General features: G+C 49.1%; 24 protein-coding genes and 1 pseudogene. 14 read left to right on the top strand and 11 right to left on the bottom strand.

Annotated elements, in window-relative coordinates; translation table 11 throughout:
• Window positions 1–134: 134 nt before the first annotated feature.
• The 3 genes and pseudogenes from pth to psbH form a co-directional block, all read right to left on the bottom strand.
• Window positions 135–782, bottom strand: coding sequence for an aminoacyl-tRNA hydrolase (pth, locus tag ACM1PF_RS04370; RefSeq protein WP_416672570.1), 648 nt, complete (start codon window positions 780–782; stop codon window positions 135–137).
• Window positions 783–809: 27 nt separating this feature from the next.
• Window positions 810–1,141: pseudogene (locus ACM1PF_RS04375) on the bottom strand (TatA/E family twin arginine-targeting protein translocase).
• 175 nt (window positions 1,142–1,316) lie between these two features.
• Window positions 1,317–1,520, bottom strand: a complete 204-nt coding sequence (gene psbH / locus ACM1PF_RS04380) for a photosystem II reaction center phosphoprotein PsbH (protein ID WP_416672571.1) — start codon at window positions 1,518–1,520, stop codon at window positions 1,317–1,319.
• A gap of 80 nt (window positions 1,521–1,600) precedes the next feature.
• On the opposite strand from psbH, the gene psbN reads away from it, so the two are divergent.
• Window positions 1,601–1,732 (top strand): photosystem II reaction center protein PsbN, encoded by a 132-nt coding sequence (gene psbN / locus ACM1PF_RS04385; RefSeq protein WP_416672572.1) that lies wholly within the window; start codon window positions 1,601–1,603, stop codon window positions 1,730–1,732.
• A 291-nt stretch (window positions 1,733–2,023) separates the two neighbouring features.
• Window positions 2,024–3,226, top strand: coding sequence for an SH3 domain-containing protein (locus ACM1PF_RS04390; RefSeq protein WP_416672573.1), 1,203 nt, complete (start codon window positions 2,024–2,026; stop codon window positions 3,224–3,226).
• A gap of 128 nt (window positions 3,227–3,354) precedes the next feature.
• Here ACM1PF_RS04390 and ACM1PF_RS04395 read toward each other — a convergent pair whose 3' ends face one another.
• Together ACM1PF_RS04395 and ACM1PF_RS04400 are read right to left on the bottom strand one after the other, a co-directional pair.
• Complete coding sequence (locus ACM1PF_RS04395; protein ID WP_416672575.1) at window positions 3,355–3,561, bottom strand: hypothetical protein; 207 nt, start codon at window positions 3,559–3,561, stop codon at window positions 3,355–3,357.
• Between the two features lie 82 nt (window positions 3,562–3,643).
• The gene (locus ACM1PF_RS04400) at window positions 3,644–5,095 is read right to left on the bottom strand and encodes a 1-acyl-sn-glycerol-3-phosphate acyltransferase (RefSeq protein ID WP_416672576.1); all 1,452 of its coding nucleotides are present in this window, start codon (window positions 5,093–5,095) and stop codon (window positions 3,644–3,646) included.
• A 113-nt stretch (window positions 5,096–5,208) separates the two neighbouring features.
• Here ACM1PF_RS04400 and ACM1PF_RS04405 point away from each other — a divergent pair, with 113 nt between their 5' ends.
• On the top strand, window positions 5,209–5,880 hold the full coding sequence (locus ACM1PF_RS04405) for a Fe2+-dependent dioxygenase (RefSeq protein WP_416672577.1): 672 nt from the start codon (window positions 5,209–5,211) through the stop codon (window positions 5,878–5,880).
• 205 nt (window positions 5,881–6,085) lie between these two features.
• Here ACM1PF_RS04405 and ACM1PF_RS04410 read toward each other — a convergent pair whose 3' ends face one another.
• The 3 genes from ACM1PF_RS04410 to ACM1PF_RS04420 are packed head-to-tail and all read right to left on the bottom strand — an operon-like array spanning window position 6,086 to window position 7,520.
• A complete protein-coding gene (locus ACM1PF_RS04410) occupies window positions 6,086–7,093 on the bottom strand; it encodes a HEAT repeat domain-containing protein (protein ID WP_416672579.1) in 1,008 nt (335 codons plus the stop codon).
• A 17-nt stretch (window positions 7,094–7,110) separates the two neighbouring features.
• Window positions 7,111–7,320, bottom strand: coding sequence for a type II toxin-antitoxin system HicA family toxin (locus ACM1PF_RS04415; protein ID WP_416672580.1), 210 nt, complete (start codon window positions 7,318–7,320; stop codon window positions 7,111–7,113).
• Window positions 7,317–7,520 (bottom strand): type II toxin-antitoxin system HicB family antitoxin, encoded by a 204-nt coding sequence (locus ACM1PF_RS04420; protein WP_416672582.1) that lies wholly within the window; start codon window positions 7,518–7,520, stop codon window positions 7,317–7,319. Before ACM1PF_RS04420 ends, ACM1PF_RS04415 begins: the two co-directional genes overlap by 4 nt.
• 514 nt (window positions 7,521–8,034) lie before the next feature.
• On the opposite strand from ACM1PF_RS04420, the gene ACM1PF_RS04425 reads away from it, so the two are divergent.
• On the top strand, window positions 8,035–8,676 hold the full coding sequence (locus ACM1PF_RS04425; protein WP_416672584.1) for a Uma2 family endonuclease: 642 nt from the start codon (window positions 8,035–8,037) through the stop codon (window positions 8,674–8,676).
• A 134-nt stretch (window positions 8,677–8,810) separates the two neighbouring features.
• Here the strand turns inward: ACM1PF_RS04425 and psbA are convergent, their stop codons facing one another.
• Window positions 8,811–9,908 (bottom strand): photosystem II q(b) protein, encoded by a 1,098-nt coding sequence (gene psbA / locus ACM1PF_RS04430; protein WP_416672586.1) that lies wholly within the window; start codon window positions 9,906–9,908, stop codon window positions 8,811–8,813.
• A 304-nt stretch (window positions 9,909–10,212) separates the two neighbouring features.
• Here psbA and ACM1PF_RS04435 point away from each other — a divergent pair, with 304 nt between their 5' ends.
• The 8 genes from ACM1PF_RS04435 to ACM1PF_RS04470 all read left to right on the top strand — a co-directional run bounded on the left by ACM1PF_RS04435 (window position 10,213) and on the right by ACM1PF_RS04470 (window position 14,634).
• Entirely contained in the window at window positions 10,213–10,506 is a 294-nt protein-coding gene (locus tag ACM1PF_RS04435; RefSeq protein ID WP_416672588.1) for a type II toxin-antitoxin system RelE/ParE family toxin, read from the top strand.
• A gap of 9 nt (window positions 10,507–10,515) precedes the next feature.
• Window positions 10,516–10,818 carry a HigA family addiction module antitoxin gene (locus ACM1PF_RS04440; RefSeq protein ID WP_416672590.1) on the top strand — a complete coding sequence of 101 codons (303 nt, stop codon included), beginning with the start codon at window positions 10,516–10,518 and terminating at the stop codon, window positions 10,816–10,818.
• 167 nt (window positions 10,819–10,985) lie between these two features.
• The gene (locus tag ACM1PF_RS04445; RefSeq protein WP_416672591.1) at window positions 10,986–11,552 is read left to right on the top strand and encodes a Uma2 family endonuclease; all 567 of its coding nucleotides are present in this window, start codon (window positions 10,986–10,988) and stop codon (window positions 11,550–11,552) included.
• Between the two features lie 89 nt (window positions 11,553–11,641).
• A complete protein-coding gene (locus ACM1PF_RS04450) occupies window positions 11,642–12,310 on the top strand; it encodes a TetR/AcrR family transcriptional regulator (RefSeq protein ID WP_416672592.1) in 669 nt (222 codons plus the stop codon).
• Between the two features lie 49 nt (window positions 12,311–12,359).
• The gene (locus ACM1PF_RS04455; protein WP_416672594.1) at window positions 12,360–12,605 is read left to right on the top strand and encodes a type II toxin-antitoxin system HicB family antitoxin; all 246 of its coding nucleotides are present in this window, start codon (window positions 12,360–12,362) and stop codon (window positions 12,603–12,605) included.
• Between the two features lie 40 nt (window positions 12,606–12,645).
• Complete coding sequence (locus tag ACM1PF_RS04460) at window positions 12,646–12,897, top strand: type II toxin-antitoxin system HicB family antitoxin (protein ID WP_416672595.1); 252 nt, start codon at window positions 12,646–12,648, stop codon at window positions 12,895–12,897.
• A 68-nt stretch (window positions 12,898–12,965) separates the two neighbouring features.
• Window positions 12,966–14,126 (top strand): transposase, encoded by a 1,161-nt coding sequence (locus ACM1PF_RS04465; RefSeq protein ID WP_416666136.1) that lies wholly within the window; start codon window positions 12,966–12,968, stop codon window positions 14,124–14,126.
• Window positions 14,127–14,184: 58 nt separating this feature from the next.
• The gene (locus ACM1PF_RS04470) at window positions 14,185–14,634 is read left to right on the top strand and encodes an SRPBCC family protein (RefSeq protein ID WP_416672597.1); all 450 of its coding nucleotides are present in this window, start codon (window positions 14,185–14,187) and stop codon (window positions 14,632–14,634) included.
• Window positions 14,635–14,641: 7 nt separating this feature from the next.
• Here the strand turns inward: ACM1PF_RS04470 and ACM1PF_RS04475 are convergent, their stop codons facing one another.
• Together ACM1PF_RS04475 and ACM1PF_RS04480 are read right to left on the bottom strand one after the other, a co-directional pair.
• Window positions 14,642–14,866: a hypothetical protein gene (locus ACM1PF_RS04475; protein WP_416672599.1), complete on the bottom strand. Its 225-nt coding sequence runs from the start codon at window positions 14,864–14,866 to the stop codon at window positions 14,642–14,644.
• Between the two features lie 85 nt (window positions 14,867–14,951).
• Entirely contained in the window at window positions 14,952–15,269 is a 318-nt protein-coding gene (locus ACM1PF_RS04480) for a hypothetical protein (RefSeq protein ID WP_416672601.1), read from the bottom strand.
• A 131-nt stretch (window positions 15,270–15,400) separates the two neighbouring features.
• Here ACM1PF_RS04480 and ACM1PF_RS04485 point away from each other — a divergent pair, with 131 nt between their 5' ends.
• Together ACM1PF_RS04485 and ACM1PF_RS04490 are read left to right on the top strand one after the other, a co-directional pair.
• On the top strand, window positions 15,401–15,559 hold the full coding sequence (locus ACM1PF_RS04485) for a type II toxin-antitoxin system HicB family antitoxin (RefSeq protein ID WP_416672602.1): 159 nt from the start codon (window positions 15,401–15,403) through the stop codon (window positions 15,557–15,559).
• A gap of 6 nt (window positions 15,560–15,565) precedes the next feature.
• On the top strand, window positions 15,566–15,808 hold the full coding sequence (locus ACM1PF_RS04490) for a hypothetical protein (RefSeq protein WP_416672604.1): 243 nt from the start codon (window positions 15,566–15,568) through the stop codon (window positions 15,806–15,808).
• Window positions 15,809–15,915: the final 107 nt, after the last annotated feature.

A 15,915-nucleotide genomic window follows, 5' to 3' on the forward strand; every position in this document is an offset into this window, starting at 1 on the left:
GCAAGATGCCTGCGCTACTGTTCTATCTTCGCCTGCCTCAGGGCTGCAAATTTGACACCTGAAACTCTTGTGGGGTGGGCATCTTGCCCGCCCAGCCCAAAAGGCAGCCCGATCGCACCGGTGCATTCACCATCCTAAGAAGCATCCACATCCAGCCCGATCGCCCGGCTGTTGTAGAGGCTCATCGCTTTGGGAATGCCCTGCTTCAGGCTCATTTCGATCGCATCGATCACCATTTGCAGCACCTCATCCATCGTGCGCCGTTCAGCCACAGAAAATCGTCCCAGCACATGGGAAATCACTTCGCCCTTAACGCTAGCGGGCTGGTTTTTCGGGCTACCAATCCCGATTCTTAAGCGGGGAAAATTTTGACTATTGAGATGGGCGATCGTGGATTTGATGCCATTGTGGCCACCGGCTGACCCCGATTGCCGCAGCCGAATTTTACCGATCGGCAAATCCATATCATCATAGATGACCAGAACCGCTTCCGGCGGAATTTTGTACCAGTCTGCGACGGCTCGAATGGACTGTCCCGACAGGTTCATATAGGTCAGGGGTTTCAGCAGGCGCATTTTATCGCGGTGATTGGCCCAGCCCTCGCCAAACTTACCTTGAAACTTCCGGTGTTCTGAGAGGCTAATTTGCCAACGACGCGCCAAGGCATCGATCGCCTCAAAGCCGATATTATGGCGGGTTTGATCGTATTTGGAGCCAGGATTCCCCAGGCCAACGATGAGCTGGGGAAACACTAGTTCAGGAGAAGAATTGGAGTCAGTCATGGCAACCGTTTGCTAATGCTGGGCAGCCTAACTTTGCCGGGCTGAATCAGCCGTGACCTCGGAAACCTCTGCCGCCGCTTCCTCCGCGGGCTGCGCAGACTCCTTCGCTTCCGGTGCCGATGCCAGTGCTTTGGGCGGTTTGGGTTCCAGCGTTGCCTTCATCGGTTCTTTCACAACTTTCTCAATGCGATCGGCTTCTTTCTTAAATTCTGTCTCAAATTCCTTTGAAGCCTCCTGGAACCCGCGAATCGCTTTCCCCAAACTCCGACCAATTTCCGGTAATTTCTTTGCCCAAAAACCAGCAGTGCCAGGGTGAAGATCAACGCCATTTCCGGCAAGCCAATTCCGAAAATATTCACAAACTCTGCCTCCTGATTGCGATCGTTATTCTTTCCCCTCTAGTTTAGGGGATGAATGAGGGGGGAATGGGTGCTCAGTCAAAACCTGGGCAAAAATCTGGAAAATAAAAACCCCGGAAAGTCCGGGGAGCCTGAATTGCGTTTTTTTATTCAGAGCGATGCTCTAATTAACAAACTAGCTACCGAGACTGCTCCAATCTACACCGACACCTTCCAAGATCAAAGATGAGTTGTAGATTTGCAGAATAATGAGCAGGAAAACAAAAAACAGCCCCATGAAGACTGCCATGAGCGGCGTGGTTCCCCAACCAGGAGCCACTTTACCGTATTCAGAGTTAAGGGGTCTAAGAATTTCTCCCAACCGAGTCCGCTGTGCCATGAGTGACCTTTATATCTTTACTAAGATTTTAACGATCCGTAATAGTATAAGAATAATACGATATCAAGCTCTTTCAGCACATGGAATCTGCAACAGTTCTTATCATCACCATCTGCGCCTTCTTAATTGTCATTACTGGATTTTCCGTCTACACCTCCTTTGGCCCGCCCTCCAAGGAATTGAGCGATCCGTTTGAGGATCATGAAGATTAGGGCATCTCTGGCAGATTGTCTGGCAGATTGACATGTGAAATCTGGCAGTGAAATTTGACAGTGAAACCTGAGCGGCGAAAACTGCGATCGAAGTGAGTGTGCCGGAATTGTGCGGGCGATATATATTAGATGAACGTTGAATTAGCAACGCTATATCAAGGGCTTGCATAAAAAGTTTTTTCTCAAGCCTGCTCTATATATAGAGAAAAAACGGTATAGAAGCTATTCTGGCTTGTTTATATTCATCTGAATTATCGTCTTGTGCTTGAAGGTAGGTGGAGGTTCCACGCTATGGAAACCAATGGAATCGGTTCTCAAAATCGCAGTCCACGGTACGTCCGATCGATCGCTGTTCTCAGTCTGGGGCTTTCGCTGTTGTCGGGTTGCTCCTTTGCATCCAACAACCTGAGTGGATCGGGTGAATCGCAGGATTCTTTGCTCTACAACTCAGAACAGTCCCTGGATCTCAATTTTCCCCAGCCCACCTGTGGCGAATCGTCCTCTGAACCCAGAGAAACCTGGTACGTGGTGTACATCGATCGGGCAAATCCAGATGAAGTTCGTCGCCAGTACTGTAATGATGCGATCGGCACAGTCCGTCGAGAAACGGGGGTTCCTACGGTTCAGGTAGCCAGCTTTACGGATTACAGCCGGGCCTTAAGGTTTGCAGCAGCAGTTGAGGGCGAAGTGGAGGTGATGACCGGTGAGCAAGCCGCCGCCGGGGCAACCGATGAACGAGCCAGACAGGCACGGGATGCTGAAGCTGGAATCGCTTATCTCACTTCCTCTGAGCCAGGTTCATTGATCAATATTCGCGAACGGGCTACTACTTCTTCCCCCATAAAGCAAACTGGGCGGACGGGGGATCAAATTCAAATTGCTGATCAAACTCAGGGAGAAGATGGTCAGACCTGGTACAAAATCACGTTGAATTCATCAGATGAGGGGTGGGTTCGCAGCGATTTTGTCACACAGAATCGTTCCGGGGAATCTGAGCGCTTTACAAGCAATGTTCAACCCGGAGTCATTCAGCCTGGCAGCGATTCTACAATTCGTCCCTCTTCTTCGCCGGGAGCCGGAACGGATCGCCCCAATCCCTACGGTTCCACCTCAACCGATTCTCCCAATCCGTACGCCAGCTCCACGGGCGATCGCTCTGGCACCAGTTCTTCTGGCACCAGCTCAAGCACCAGCTCGTATAGTCCTGATCAATCCAGGGAAGCTTCCTATGCCGATCGAACGTCTACCGATGCTGACTACACCACATCGGAGCAATCAAGCCACGACGGTTCCGTTCTAACGGCAAACGATCCCGGTGCGGTGATTAACGTCCGGGATGATGCCAGCACCACTGCCTCCGTCCGCCATACTGGGTATGCAGGCGACCCCATTCACATTGCGGATGTGACTCAAGGGGAAGACGGTTACACCTGGTACTACGTCGAGTTTTCTTCCGGCGTAGCAGGTTGGGTGCGGGGAGACTTTGTGGATTAGGGATGCAAATTAAATCATCTGAAATTCTTGCAACTTTTGTGGGGTGGGCATCTTGCCCGCCCAGTCAACCAGGCAGAATGATTAACAGATGATTCAAGTCACAATCCTTCGGGAGCTTGTATATTAGTTCAAAGGAATGGATAGCTTGCCTTAATAGCTATCTTCCCCTGGAACCGGATCTTGCTTTGGATCAGTGTTGGCCTGGCCAGGGCAGAATTGCGGATTGCTTCCCAGAGGGCAAACAGCGTATTGCCGTTCCACTCACCAGCCCGATACCGTTGAATCGCCTGCTCTAGTTCCTGGGGCGTTTTGAGGGTAGGAATGTTCAGTTCCATCGGAGCAACCTCTCGTGATGTTGGCAAGGCGTTGTCTAGACAGATACGAAACAAATCTCTGGCTGGACTTCGCCTGATTTGTCTACATCCTAATCATTTTTTCCAGGGACTGCTGTATGTCTTGTGTCAAATTCGCCACCGCCTGGCGACGATTTTCCTTGTAGGACTGCCATCGATCGCTCACCGAGAGAGGATCGCCGATCGTCATCTGAACTCGCTGTGCCCCCAGTCTTGGCCGGGAAAAAGAGTGGGTTCCCTTCAGCCGCGCCACCATATCCCACAGCAGCAACAGGGTTTCCGAAAAGCGTTCAACGGTCGGTTTCTCAATCACGTATTGTCCGGTAACGCTGACAAAGGATTCTACCAGGCGCATATGCCACAGTCGCAGATTGGCTTCTTCAGCAATCCGATCGGCCAGACCTCGCGCCACGGGGGACAATGCTTCAATTTGCTTTAAATCTTCCCGGTAGATTCTGTCCCATCCTGCCTGCTCCAGACGACGACAGCGTTCGTTGAAGTCCCCTTTGGATTGGATGTCGAAATAGGTTTCGGCGACTCGCAGGGCTGCATTCATCAAGGATTGTAAGCGTTGGGCAATGTGGTGATTGGTTGGCAGTGCGCCAACGGCATCCGCTTGAACCGCTTCTGGATTCGCTGCTTGCTCCTGCTGAACGGCACTGAATGTCTGACGATAGAACTTACGATAAAAGTCTTCCATTAACGTCAGCAGATGCTCGGCGAGTTGAATCAAGCGGCGGTAGATCTGGGCGTGGTAGCGATCGGTCAGGGCAGTGTGGGATTGAATCCATGCCAGATCCGCTTCCGGAACGTTGGGGCTAAGGCCGGCATCCTGTTCCAACTCACTGAGAAGCTTTTCCAGAGCTGTCCAGGGGGTTGAAATGTATTGGTACTGAATGCCGATCGGCACAATCAGCACCTTTTCCGATCGTCCTGCCTTGACCAGATCCTCCGCACACCAGAATCCAAGCTGGACAATTCCGGGTTCCACTGAGCTGACAATTTCGCTATGGCCGTTCGTCGCTCCTTCTGGGGCGGCCGCCAGGGGAAATTGTCCGTCGGTGAACAGATTTCTGGCCGATCGCAGTCCTACCGTATCCAGCTTGCCGCGACGGATGGGGGTACTGCCCAACCGGGAAAAAAACCAGCCAATATGCTTCCCAGCCCAGAGAGGAATGCCGCGATCGTAGATAAAGTGTGCATGGATCGGGGATTTTAGCTCAATTCCCTGCTGCCTGGCTACGCTGGGGAGATACCGAGACAGCAAATAATACATACAGTAAGGATCAGTCGTACTGGGATGGCGAAAGGCCAGCATAAACCGCGTCTGTCCTGCTTGAAACTGCTCATAGAGCTTCAACAGGGTTTCAGGTTGATCGACGGCAATCTCTCGTAAATTTAATCGCCACTGCATCCAGAGGGGCAAGGCGAAGGAAGCGACCTGACGGACGATCGGGTTGTAGGTAGGTGGAATAAATTTCAGGGGTGGTTGTGCCTGAGTGATGGAATTAGGCATGGGTTCAGATCCGGACGGCTATACCCTTATACTTATACGTTTATACTTATACGTTTGACAGTACAGATCTCCACCGTTCAGACAGATTTCTCAATCAATGAGGCCATCCACCCATGCTGCTTTGTATTGATCAGGTGCTCACGCCCCAGGAACTTAAATTGATTACCGAAAAACTGTCCAACGCTGAGTTTGTTGATGGTAAAACGACAGCCGGATGGTATGCCCAGCAGGTGAAAAACAATCTTCAGGTGAAGGCGGAGTCTGAACCGATTCAGGAGCTAAACGCGATCGTCTTTCAGGCTCTTTTGCGCAATCCTTTATTTCAAATGGCGGTACGTCCTAAGGTGATGCGTCCAGTTCTATTCAGCAAGTATGAACCTGGAATGTCCTACGGCCTTCATGTGGATAATGCCATCATGGGCGATCGGTCTCCCAATCGATCGGATGTGTCCCTGACGCTGTTTCTCAACTCAGCTTCCTCCTATGAGGGCGGAGAGTTGGTGATTGATACGTCGATTGGCGAGAAAGCATTCAAGCTGGAGGCAGGGGCGATGGTAATTTATCCGTCTTCTTCCCTGCATCAGGTGAAACCCGTGACCAAAGGGGTGCGTTTCGCTGCGATTACCTGGATTCAAAGTATCGTCCGCAGTGCCGAACAGCGAGAGCTTTTGTTTGATCTGGATACCGTGCGGCAGTTGCTATTCAAAAAACACGGCAAAACGCCAGAGTTCGACATTCTCAGCAAAACCCATGCTAATTTACTCCGCATGTGGGCAGAGGTTTAAACTTTTTTTTCCATCTTTTCCGGTTGAGGCACTGTAGCCGTGAATACTGAATTGGTAGATGCACCCTGATTCAAATCCCTGGCTTCGTGTTGGGGATTTTTTATTTTTAAACTTACAGTAGACCACACAAAATCTGTAAGGGCAGTTCGCGAACTGCCTCTACGGGTGGCTTACTCATCCAATTGCTGTAATGGGCTGAATCGACTTAATGGGCTGAATCGACGATCGCCATTAACTCAGCATCTCCTCGCCGTTGTGCCGCTTCCCGCACCCGTTCCCACAAGGCCATATCCTGACGGTATAGCTCCAGTGCCGCAACGGCATCATGGGCATCCAGATTTCTGCCGCTGGCAACCAGGGAAAGCAAAAAGTCCAGGGGTTGATCCTGCCGCAACATGGCGATCGCCAGTAGTGCCGTCCGACGTAAATCCGGCTCTGGGTTAAACTTCCACCAGTTTCGTAATGGCTCAAAGGCTCCGAGATGGCGCGATTCCCCCAGGGCCAGGGCCACTAACTCCTGGGTTTGGGGCTGGGGAGCATGTAAAAAGCTGGCGGCAAAGGGCAGCGATCGATCGGCATCCAGTTTTAACAGGGCGATGACACACTCTGCCAGCACTGGCGGCTCATCCCCAATCTTTGCCCGCAACCGCAGCAGGGGAATCCCCTGAGAATTTTCGCTATAGGCGATCGCTCTGGCAGCCCCAATCCGGGCAGGGGGTTCAGGATCGGCTAACAAATCGGCTAACTCGGTCATCACCTCTGAATAATTCATCCGCACCAATCCCATCGCGCAGATTTCCCGCAGCCCCGGAGCCGTATCCACCTGCCCACCCCAAACGGGTTCCATTTGTACATGGCGAATCCCGGCTAAAAACACAGCCTCAGCCCGCTGCTCCAGACGATACAGTGCATCGGCAATTCCCGCCTTGGCATGGCAGTTGGGATCGGTTTTGGCAGGATTGGTCATAAAGCGATCGAAGGCAGCCATTAAGTCTGGAACCAGTTCTGTAATTTCATGGCGGCTGACCAGTTTGGCAGTTCGCGCCACTGCCACGGCATATTTACTCTGGAGGATTTGGCGTAACTCGGCGATCGATGGTTCTGAGGGTGGGAATTCTGAGGAGAATTGCGCCTGAATTTGGTTGAGCTGTTCGAGCAGGGCATCCAGTTTGCGGGATGTTGCGTTGCTTGAGTTGCTTGATTTTTTGGGCATTTTTCAAAATTGGAACTTTACTGGAGATCGTTCTCTGAGAGACCAGCCTGTTTCATAAAGTGTCTGAGTAAACCAATTTTCAGATCCTTGTTGCCATGAATGGGAACAGAAATTCGAGTCACCTCACCCGGTTTCCCGTAAATATGGTGGCTACCCTGAATACGAATCAACTGCCATCCTCTACGCTCTAAAATCTTGGCAAACGTTTTGCCAGAAACTGACTTCATATTGCAATTTCCATAATCCGGCTTTTGCTATCTGCATCAAGTGGCTCCACATCAACTGATAAACAACCCTCAATAGCTTCGTATAGGTTCTCTAGTAGTTCCTCAAAACTATCTCCCTGAGTTGCACAACCTGGAATCGCGGGAACTTCAGCCCAAAATCCACCCTCTTCCGCTTCATGAATTATTACTTTTAATTTCATGATGCTTTCTCCTTGTGCCTGCTTTTCAATTGTATGCGGCTATGGGTATCGTCCAGTACGTTTCAATTTGATGAGAGATTCAGGTTCAGGCAATAGCTTGACTAAATCTGCTCGCAGAGTGTTAGTAATAGTCCAAGCTACGTTTTTGTTGAAGTAGATAGTGATCAGATTAAGAATCTAATTAATCAAAACGATCGCCATCAATAGGAATGCCACGATGATTGGTTTGCGATCAGATTATTTACGTATTGCTGTATCAATGAAATAACGAAGTAAACCGGGGATTGAGAAATTTTAAACCAATGCGGCTGCGTCGAAGAATCGCCAGCTAAAAGATGCGATCGTGCTGTGGTCGAAGATAGGTGACAAGGAGAAGCCTGTACTGCTTCAAAGGGATTCTAGACATATTTCAATTTCATCCCCTTGATTTTAGATGAATGGGTTAGAAAATCTTAGAATTGATAGAAACCACCTGGGTTGACACATTTTAGATCGGACGATTGGGAGGTTAGGAATGAGTCGCAGCTCAAGTATGCAGATTCCAGCGAGTACCTGGGTTACAGCAACCTGGGATGAGTATCTGCGGGTGTTAGAAGATCCTGTTTATGAAACTGCTAAGAGTTACTACTACAACCACCAGATGAGGATTGAGATGTCGCCCGTTGGAAATGACCACTCACGAGATCACTCGATCATTATCCATGCAGTTCATTTGGTTGCGGGAATTAGAGGTATCGATTTAAACGGTCACGATAACTGCACCTACCGAAGATCGGGGGTGGAGGCTCAGCCTGATGTATCCTTCTACATTGGGGAAACGGCAGAAGCAGTTCCCTGGGGAACGGGAATCGTTGACCTGGAGCAATATCCCCCGCCTACACTGGTGATTGAAGTAGCAAACACCTCTCTGCTGGATGATAAGGGCAATAAACGCTTACTGTATGAAGAGTTAGGGGTGAGTGAGTACTGGATTGTTGATGTACAGAATGTCGAGGTCATTGCATTTGCCGTAGAAAACAATGGCAGCCGCAGGGTTCGGCAATCTCAAGTGTTACCTGGCTTGGAAATCTCGTTGCTAGAAGAGGCGTTTCAACGGACGCGTCAAATGAATCATGGCAAGGTGAGTGCCTGGTTGTTGGCTCAGTTGCAAGGATAAGTTCGATTTCAGTACGCATCAAAAAAAAGTGCCCCTTGCGGGACACCTTCTCAGCAACAGTTCTGCACTCATTGAATTCGGTTGACCACTACCGTTCAGATTTGGAACTGCGACTGAAACTTGTTAAACCTGGATTAGCCGTGAATGCTGGGAGCCTGCAACGCAACGGGAATTGCTTCACCCGAAGCCAGATCCATCGGGAAGTTGTGGGCATTGCGTTCGTGCATCACTTCCATTCCCAGATTGGCGCGGTTGAGAATATCCGCCCACGTACTCACGACATGCCCCTGAGTATCTAATACGGATTGATTAAAGTTGAAGCCATTTAAGTTAAACGCCATTGTGCTGATACCCAGTGCCGTAAACCAGATGCCCACGACGGGCCAGGCTGCCAGCAAAAAGTGGAGCGTGCGGCTATTAGCTCGGACTCCCAAAATTGCTTCGTTGGTACGCCCGACCAATCGGCTGAAGTAGCCATGCGCTGCCACAATGTTGTAGGTTTCTTCTTCCTGCCCAAACTTGTAGCCGTAGTTTTGCGATTCTGACTCAGTCGTTTCCCGTACCAAGGATGACGTGACGAGGGAACCGTGCATGGCAGAGAACAAAGCTCCACCAAATACGCCTGCTACTCCCAGCATATGAAACGGATGCATCAGGATATTGTGTTCTGCCTGAAAGACGAACATAAAGTTGAACGTGCCGCTGATGCCCAATGGCATTCCATCAGAAAAAGACCCTTGCCCGATCGGGTAAATCAGAAATACAGCAGTTGCGGCTGCCACGGGAGCGGAATACGCCACACAGATCCAGGGACGCATGCCCAGACGGTAGGACAATTCCCACTCTCGCCCCATGTAGGCGAACACGCCAATCAGAAAGTGAAACACAACAAGTTGATACGGCCCGCCATTGTAGAGCCATTCATCCAGGGAAGCTGCTTCCCAGATTGGGTAAAAGTGTAAGCCGATCGCATTCGAGGAAGGAACAACCGCACCGGAAATAATATTGTTGCCGTAGAGCAAAGAACCCGCCACAGGCTCCCGAATCCCGTCAATATCCACAGGTGGAGCTGCGACAAAGGCAATGATGAAGCAGGTGGTGGCAGCCAGCAGGGTGGGAATCATCAGCACGCCAAACCAGCCGATGTAAAGCCGGTTTTCAATGCTGACAACCCAGTTGCAAAACTGCTCCCACAGAGTAGCGCGATCGCGCCGTTGGAGAGTTGTTGTCATAATTCAGAATGATGAAATGATTGTAATTTTGAACAATTACCTGATTCAAATTAGGCGAATCAGGATGGTTGAATGCATGGCGATCGGAATTGATTGGGCAATCAAAGGAGTTCGATCGCACAGATGAGATCAGTTCAGAGTTTTAGTTAATCAATTGCCATTGCAGACCATTAACTAACTTGTTAGTTAGTATAAGCACGCTTTTCTGGGATGTCAATAACCTACTAACTTTTTAGTTAAATCCCGCTGACGTTCTCTAAAATAGATCTGAGTGGTATCATAGTCGCCGTGATACTGAGTTAGCATGATCGTTTCGTTCAAGGATGAGGCAACGGCAGATATTTTCAATGGCATTGCTTCCAAAAAAGCACTTAAGGCTTGTCCTCAGTCACTGTGGGCTAACGCTAGACGAAAACTGGATCAGCTTAACTTTGCAGCAAACCTGGAGGATTTGCGGGTTCCTCCTGGTAATAATCTTGAAGCACTCAAAGGCGATCGCACAGGGCAATTTAGCATCAGAATCAATCAACAATACCGCATTTGTTTTATCTGGATGTCAGAAGGTGCTGCCCAAGTAGAGATAGTGGATTACCACTAAGGAGGTTCTATGATACGCATTCCCACTCATCGCCCTCCCACTCATCCTGGGGAAATGCTCTTAGAAGAATTCTTAAAACCGATGGGACTGACTCAGCAGCAACTAGCAGAGGCAGTCCATCTTCCCTATCAACAGATCAATGAAATTATCAACGGTGACAGAGCCATTAGCCCCAGCACGGCCTTGAGGTTAGCCAAGTATTTTAAGATGTCTCCAGATTTTTGGTTAAACAATCAGCAGGGTTGGGATTTATACCACGCTCAGTTGACTGAAGCAGATGTGCTAGAGCGCATTCAGCCGATCGAGTCATAGAGACAAAATCATAAGAACACAGAGGCAGGCTTTCCCCGAATCGTAATTCAGCCTGAGAACTGGTTGCTTCGAGAAGGGCATTAACTTGGACTCAATCATCGGGAGTGTTGGTTTGAGCGTACCGCAACAGGAGCATGGCACAATTAAGTGACTGAATAGTGCGATCCATGAGTGCAGTGATCTTAAACCTCGCTCCCATTACCCAACTGACCCGCGAGCAGTTTTATGCCCTGTGTCAGGCAAATCCTGATGTAGCTCTGGAACGGACGGCAAAAGGAGAGTTAATCATTGTGTCACCCGTAGGCGGAGTGGGCGGCAGCCAGGGAGCTGATTTGATCACTGATTTGAGTATTTGGAATCGTCAAATGCAGATGGGTAAGGTGTTCAGTTCCTCTACCATCTTTAGCCTGCCTAATGGCGGCGATCGCTCTCCTGATGCAGCCTGGGTTAGCCTGGAGCGATGGAATGAACTTACGCCCGCCCAACAGCAGGGGTTTCCGCCTCTCTGTCCAGATTTTGTGATTGAACTTCGTTCTCCCAGCGACAGACTGAGACCGCTTCAGGAAAAGATGCAAGAATATTTGGCAAATGGTCTGCGGCTGGGCTGGCTGATCGATCCCCAGGGTAGGCAGGTGGAAATTTATCGCCCTCAGCAAACTGTAGAGGGTGTCTCTTTGCCAACTTCTCTATTAGGTGAGGATGTCCTGCCTAATTTCACACTGCACCTGGAATAGTCGATCGCCCAAGGCAACGACTAGGGAAATTGATCGTCTTACCAAACTGCTATGCTAGCGGAGTAGGTCAGTTCAGAGTTCGTATTCCTGTGGGTCGTTCAACAAAAGCCGATCGCTCATCCACGCCAGCCAAACAAACCCGTGATCCAGAAGCCACCAAAGCCCAAATTTTGGATGCGGCGGAGGAAGAGTTTGCTCGTTTTGGCTTAAATGGGGCACGTACCGAGGCGATCGCCGCCAAAACGGGTGTCACTAAAGCCATGATTTACTATTACTTCGGCAGTAAGGAAAACCTGTATGAGGCGGTTTTAAAGAGTTATCCTGACAATTTCCTGGATGTCGTTAAACGGTTGAACGTAGAAGATCTTTCGCCTGAAGATGCGCTAACGGCGATGGTTCGAGCGGGTATTGCCCATGAAATTTCCCATCCTCATCAAGGGAAAGTTTTACTTCATGAAGCGATGCAGAACGGGGGTAAATATTTCAAGCTAACCGGAGGCTGGGAAGAGGCGATCGGACATGGGATGGAAATTCTGAACCGAGGGGTAGCTGAAGGCTATTTTCGTCCCCTGGATTCATTCCTAACGATGATTCACATTATGGGTGTCATCACGTTCTACTTCAACGCAGAAAACAACCTCAAGAATATTGATACAGAACGGGAATGGCTGAGTCCATCGGCGATCGAACAGTTGACAGAATCTGCCATAGCTTTCATTCTGGCAGGGGTTAAAGCAACGAGTGAAAAGCAGAGCTAGATTGAGAAGTATAGTGTTAATAAACAGCAATTCTTAAAGATGGCAAGTTATGCTTTACAAAGTCCCGTTACTGCTCTCTCCACAGACTGAAGGTGGCTTTACAGTGACATCACCGCTATTGCCAGAGTTGCTCACCGAAGGAGATACGGTTGAGGAAGCCCTAACGAATGTTCAGGATGCTTTGGCTGCGGTTGTTGAAGCGTATGAAGACTTGGGGCGAGAGTTACCTGTCCATCTGCGCGTTTCTGACACTGATAATACGCTGTGGCTGGAAACTGTAGTGACAACTCCATGACTTAATTCTCATCAATCCACAACTCGGTCAGCAACACACTATGCAACAAAAGCGACAATTCACTGCGATTATTGAACGTGAGGACAATGGGTACGTTTCCTTGTGTCCAGAGTTAGACATTGCCAGCCAGGGAGACACCGTTGAAGAAGCCAGAAACAATTTAATTGAAGCATTAGAGCTTTTCTTTGAAACTGCCGATCCCTCGGAAATTGCCAGTCGATTACATATTGACACATTGCAATCCATCATCCGGCAATCAGGACTACCCCGATCGCTATTCGAGTCGCTTTGAAAAATTCAGTAGATCGCAAATTCTCTAGGAAAGGGGTAGGGTCAGGCTAAACGCATTAAAACAAAGCCATGACGATCTACCCAAGTTCATTATCGCCTGCTCCAGCTTTGACGGATGAAGCGACGTTGGAGGTAGCCCTCGACTGCCTATTGGAACACTTATCCCTGGACATGCAAGGTGGATACACACTCCAAGATCTGTTTGAGATTTTGCTACGGGCCGCCAGTCGCAGCGATAGCATTGAACACACAACACAACGATTGGAGGGCGTACCCAGTGGCAATGGCATTCGCTATCATCTCGATAAGTTAGACGATATCACAACTCTGGAATCTCAACTCAATGCCGCTCTGCAAAGCCGCATCCCCCCAAAAATTCGTAAGGGCAAGCATCGTATTGCCATTGACCTCCATCTGATTCCCTATTACGGCAGTGTGAACGTCGCCACTGAGCCTTACATCTACCGCTCTCAAGCTAAGGCAGGCACGACTTCGTTCTTTGCCTATGCCACCGTCTATGTGATTTGTCGTAACAAACGGGTTACTTTGGGTATTCATGCCGTGCATCGGCATGAAACATTGGTTGCAACCATCACTTATTTATTAGCCATGCTGACTCCCTTACGAGTCCGCGTCAAACGGCTTTATCTTGACCGTGGGTTCTATAGTGTACCAGTCATTCGTTGGCTCAAAGCTCTCAATATTCCGTTTCTCATGCCTGCGGTAATTCGAGGCAAACGTGGAGGTACTCGCCAGTTGTTGATTGGGCGCAAAAGTTATGCCACCCGTTATACCCTCAACAGCCCTCAATATGGTTCAGTTACCTGTCAGATGCGGGTGATTTGCAGCTATTACAAAGGGTTCAAAGGGAAACATGGTATCCAATACACCCTATACGTGCTGCATCGTGTGAGGGTTGCTTTGGAGCAGATGCATCAGCATTACAAAGACCGTTTCGGTATCGAGACCAGCTACAGGATGAAAAATGGGTGCCGTATCCGCACCACGAGCAAGAATCCAGTCACCCGTTTGCTGTTTGTGGCTCTGGCGTTTATTTTGGTCAATCTCTGGGTGTATTTGCTCTGGTTCTTTGTGAGCCGTACTCAACGAGGAGGACGGGTCGTTTACCGAGAACTCTTTAGTCTCAAGACCATGTTGGAGTTTCTCTCTCAGGCTGTCGAGCGACATTTCCCAGTCATCACAGCCATCTATTTACCCTCTCTAGAATGAATTTGCGATCTACTGAAATTGAATAAGAAAATTGCTTTGGGTTTATTGGGAGACCATCATGGTGAAAGAGATCAATACCAGCATTGAGATTGATGCACCCACAACTGCTGTATGGCAAGTGTTCATTGACTTTAGCCGCTACAGCCAGTGGAATCCCTTTATTCGCTCTATCACTGGGAAACCCAATCAAGGTGAGCAGCTAGAGGTCTTCATTCAACCGCCGGGTGGAAGCGGCATGAAATTTCGTCCGGTTATTCTCAACCTGCAACCTGAACGGGAACTGCGTTGGCGCGGGCGACTCCTGCTCCCCGGTGTTTTTGATGGAGAGCATCAGTTTCAGCTTGAGCCGATCGGAGAGAACCGAACTCGATTCATTCATTCTGAAGTTTTTGCGGGGCTACTTGTCCCTTTTCTGTGGCGGGATTTAGATACGAAGGTCAGGCAAGGATTTGAGGAGATGAATCAGGCTTTAAAAAATGTCGTAGAGCAAAATGAACGGGTTGCATAGTCAGGAGCTATATTTGCTTGATCAACACACTGACCACTTCACCCGATCGCCCCAAATCTCCTGCGGGGACAGGCTTAGACCAGAACCAAACTTCTGAATAGCCCTGCACATGCAAAATCTGAATGGTTCGTTTAACCGCTTGAGGGGAGCCAATCAGCAGATGCTTGATTTGTTCTCTGGCGGGCTGTATCTTGCTGCCACCTTCTGCGATCGCCAAAAATTCTTCTGCCATTGCTCAAGTTCACCCATAACTCTACTAAAAAGTACTGTAGAGCTAAAGTTGCCCTGAGTGCAATCAAATAATGCACAGATGACAACTATTCATCTCGCTTTCTTCTGCGCTTTCTCTCCCAAATTTCCCTCAAATGGGTCGGCTCGTTTTCAAACTGGCTCCAAAGTGCATGAATTTCCGCCAGCCTGCGCTTGTCCGCTTCCGTTGGCTCTCTTCGATGTTCACCTTTAGAAAACCAATGGGCGATCGTGCTTTTAGACCTACCGCACAGTTCAGCTAATTCTTCATAACTCACAGCCCAATGCCTGAGGAACTCTTCTGGCTCCATTTGCCTCGTAATCCTAGCTTTATAAGCCTCGAACAGTTCCCAGTGTCTTCTAGTAGGGGTTTTAGCTGCAATCATGACAGATTTTCTTTAATGCACGGATGACAACATTTATCCTAACGAAAAAGCAACGCATCCTCATTGTTCTTGATAGCACTGGCAGTTTCCATCACGTTAAAATCTAAAGCGAGATGCATAGGGGATTGGGTATGAAAATCAAAGCGATCGTCTGGCAAGAAGATGATGTATGGTGCGCTTCTGTACCCGCTTTGCCAGGATGCCATACTTGGGGAGAGAGCTATGAGCATTTACTGGAAATGTTAGAAGATGCCATCCAAGGTTGGTTGAAAGTAGCTAGCCAGCAATAGGAAACCATGATGAAACGAGAAATTGTTGAGTTTGAAACCGAAATCAGGAATGGGGTAATTGAGATCCCAGAGCAGTATAAGCAAGAACTGAGCGATGGACACAAGATCAAGGTTTCTATCGCTACAGAGGAACCACGCCAACGCCCCTGGAGCATGATGGATGAATTAGCTCAGCAGCCGATTAGTGTGAAAGGTTTAGGCAAGTTAACCAGGGATGAAATATACGATCGCTGGGTAGAGCGTGTTTAGGTTTTTGTGCCAAATCCCCCGATCGGCTTCGTTACGCCAACACCCGCAGATGAATCGCGGGCTACTTGTATAAAGTCTGATCAATCAGACTGGCAGAGGGTTGAGTC

The organism is Egbenema bharatensis FJBBOT/2019 (assembly GCF_048077055.1).
In the GTDB taxonomy this organism is placed as follows: domain Bacteria; phylum Cyanobacteriota; class Cyanobacteriia; order Elainellales; family Elainellaceae; genus Egbenema; species Egbenema bharatensis.

Bases quoted from the DNA above. Each gene is read 5' to 3' on its own strand.
- ACM1PF_RS04420 (WP_416672582.1), bottom strand. From the start codon at position 7,520: ATGAAATTAAAAGTAATAATTCATGAAGCGGAAGAGGGTGGATTTTGG.
- ACM1PF_RS04465 (WP_416666136.1), top strand. From the start codon at position 12,966: ATGACGATCTACCCAAGTTCATTATCGCCTGCTCCAGCTTTGACGGAT.
- ACM1PF_RS04395 (WP_416672575.1), bottom strand. From the start codon at position 3,561: ATGGAACTGAACATTCCTACCCTCAAAACGCCCCAGGAACTAGAGCAG.
- ACM1PF_RS04425 (WP_416672584.1), top strand. From the start codon at position 8,035: ATGAGTCGCAGCTCAAGTATGCAGATTCCAGCGAGTACCTGGGTTACA.
- psbA (WP_416672586.1), bottom strand. From the start codon at position 9,908: ATGACAACAACTCTCCAACGGCGCGATCGCGCTACTCTGTGGGAGCAG.
- ACM1PF_RS04455 (WP_416672594.1), top strand. From the start codon at position 12,360: ATGCTTTACAAAGTCCCGTTACTGCTCTCTCCACAGACTGAAGGTGGC.
- ACM1PF_RS04445 (WP_416672591.1), top strand. From the start codon at position 10,986: ATGAGTGCAGTGATCTTAAACCTCGCTCCCATTACCCAACTGACCCGC.
- ACM1PF_RS04410 (WP_416672579.1), bottom strand. From the start codon at position 7,093: ATGCCCAAAAAATCAAGCAACTCAAGCAACGCAACATCCCGCAAACTG.
- ACM1PF_RS04490 (WP_416672604.1), top strand. From the start codon at position 15,566: ATGATGAAACGAGAAATTGTTGAGTTTGAAACCGAAATCAGGAATGGG.
- ACM1PF_RS04440 (WP_416672590.1), top strand. From the start codon at position 10,516: ATGATACGCATTCCCACTCATCGCCCTCCCACTCATCCTGGGGAAATG.
- ACM1PF_RS04435 (WP_416672588.1), top strand. From the start codon at position 10,213: ATGATCGTTTCGTTCAAGGATGAGGCAACGGCAGATATTTTCAATGGC.
- ACM1PF_RS04415 (WP_416672580.1), bottom strand. From the start codon at position 7,320: ATGAAGTCAGTTTCTGGCAAAACGTTTGCCAAGATTTTAGAGCGTAGA.
- ACM1PF_RS04400 (WP_416672576.1), bottom strand. From the start codon at position 5,095: ATGCCTAATTCCATCACTCAGGCACAACCACCCCTGAAATTTATTCCA.
- psbH (WP_416672571.1), bottom strand. From the start codon at position 1,520: ATGGCACAGCGGACTCGGTTGGGAGAAATTCTTAGACCCCTTAACTCT.
- ACM1PF_RS04475 (WP_416672599.1), bottom strand. From the start codon at position 14,866: ATGGCAGAAGAATTTTTGGCGATCGCAGAAGGTGGCAGCAAGATACAG.
- ACM1PF_RS04405 (WP_416672577.1), top strand. From the start codon at position 5,209: ATGCTGCTTTGTATTGATCAGGTGCTCACGCCCCAGGAACTTAAATTG.
- ACM1PF_RS04485 (WP_416672602.1), top strand. From the start codon at position 15,401: ATGAAAATCAAAGCGATCGTCTGGCAAGAAGATGATGTATGGTGCGCT.
- pth (WP_416672570.1), bottom strand. From the start codon at position 782: ATGACTGACTCCAATTCTTCTCCTGAACTAGTGTTTCCCCAGCTCATC.
- ACM1PF_RS04470 (WP_416672597.1), top strand. From the start codon at position 14,185: ATGGTGAAAGAGATCAATACCAGCATTGAGATTGATGCACCCACAACT.
- psbN (WP_416672572.1), top strand. From the start codon at position 1,601: ATGGAATCTGCAACAGTTCTTATCATCACCATCTGCGCCTTCTTAATT.
- ACM1PF_RS04390 (WP_416672573.1), top strand. From the start codon at position 2,024: ATGGAAACCAATGGAATCGGTTCTCAAAATCGCAGTCCACGGTACGTC.
- ACM1PF_RS04460 (WP_416672595.1), top strand. From the start codon at position 12,646: ATGCAACAAAAGCGACAATTCACTGCGATTATTGAACGTGAGGACAAT.
- ACM1PF_RS04480 (WP_416672601.1), bottom strand. From the start codon at position 15,269: ATGATTGCAGCTAAAACCCCTACTAGAAGACACTGGGAACTGTTCGAG.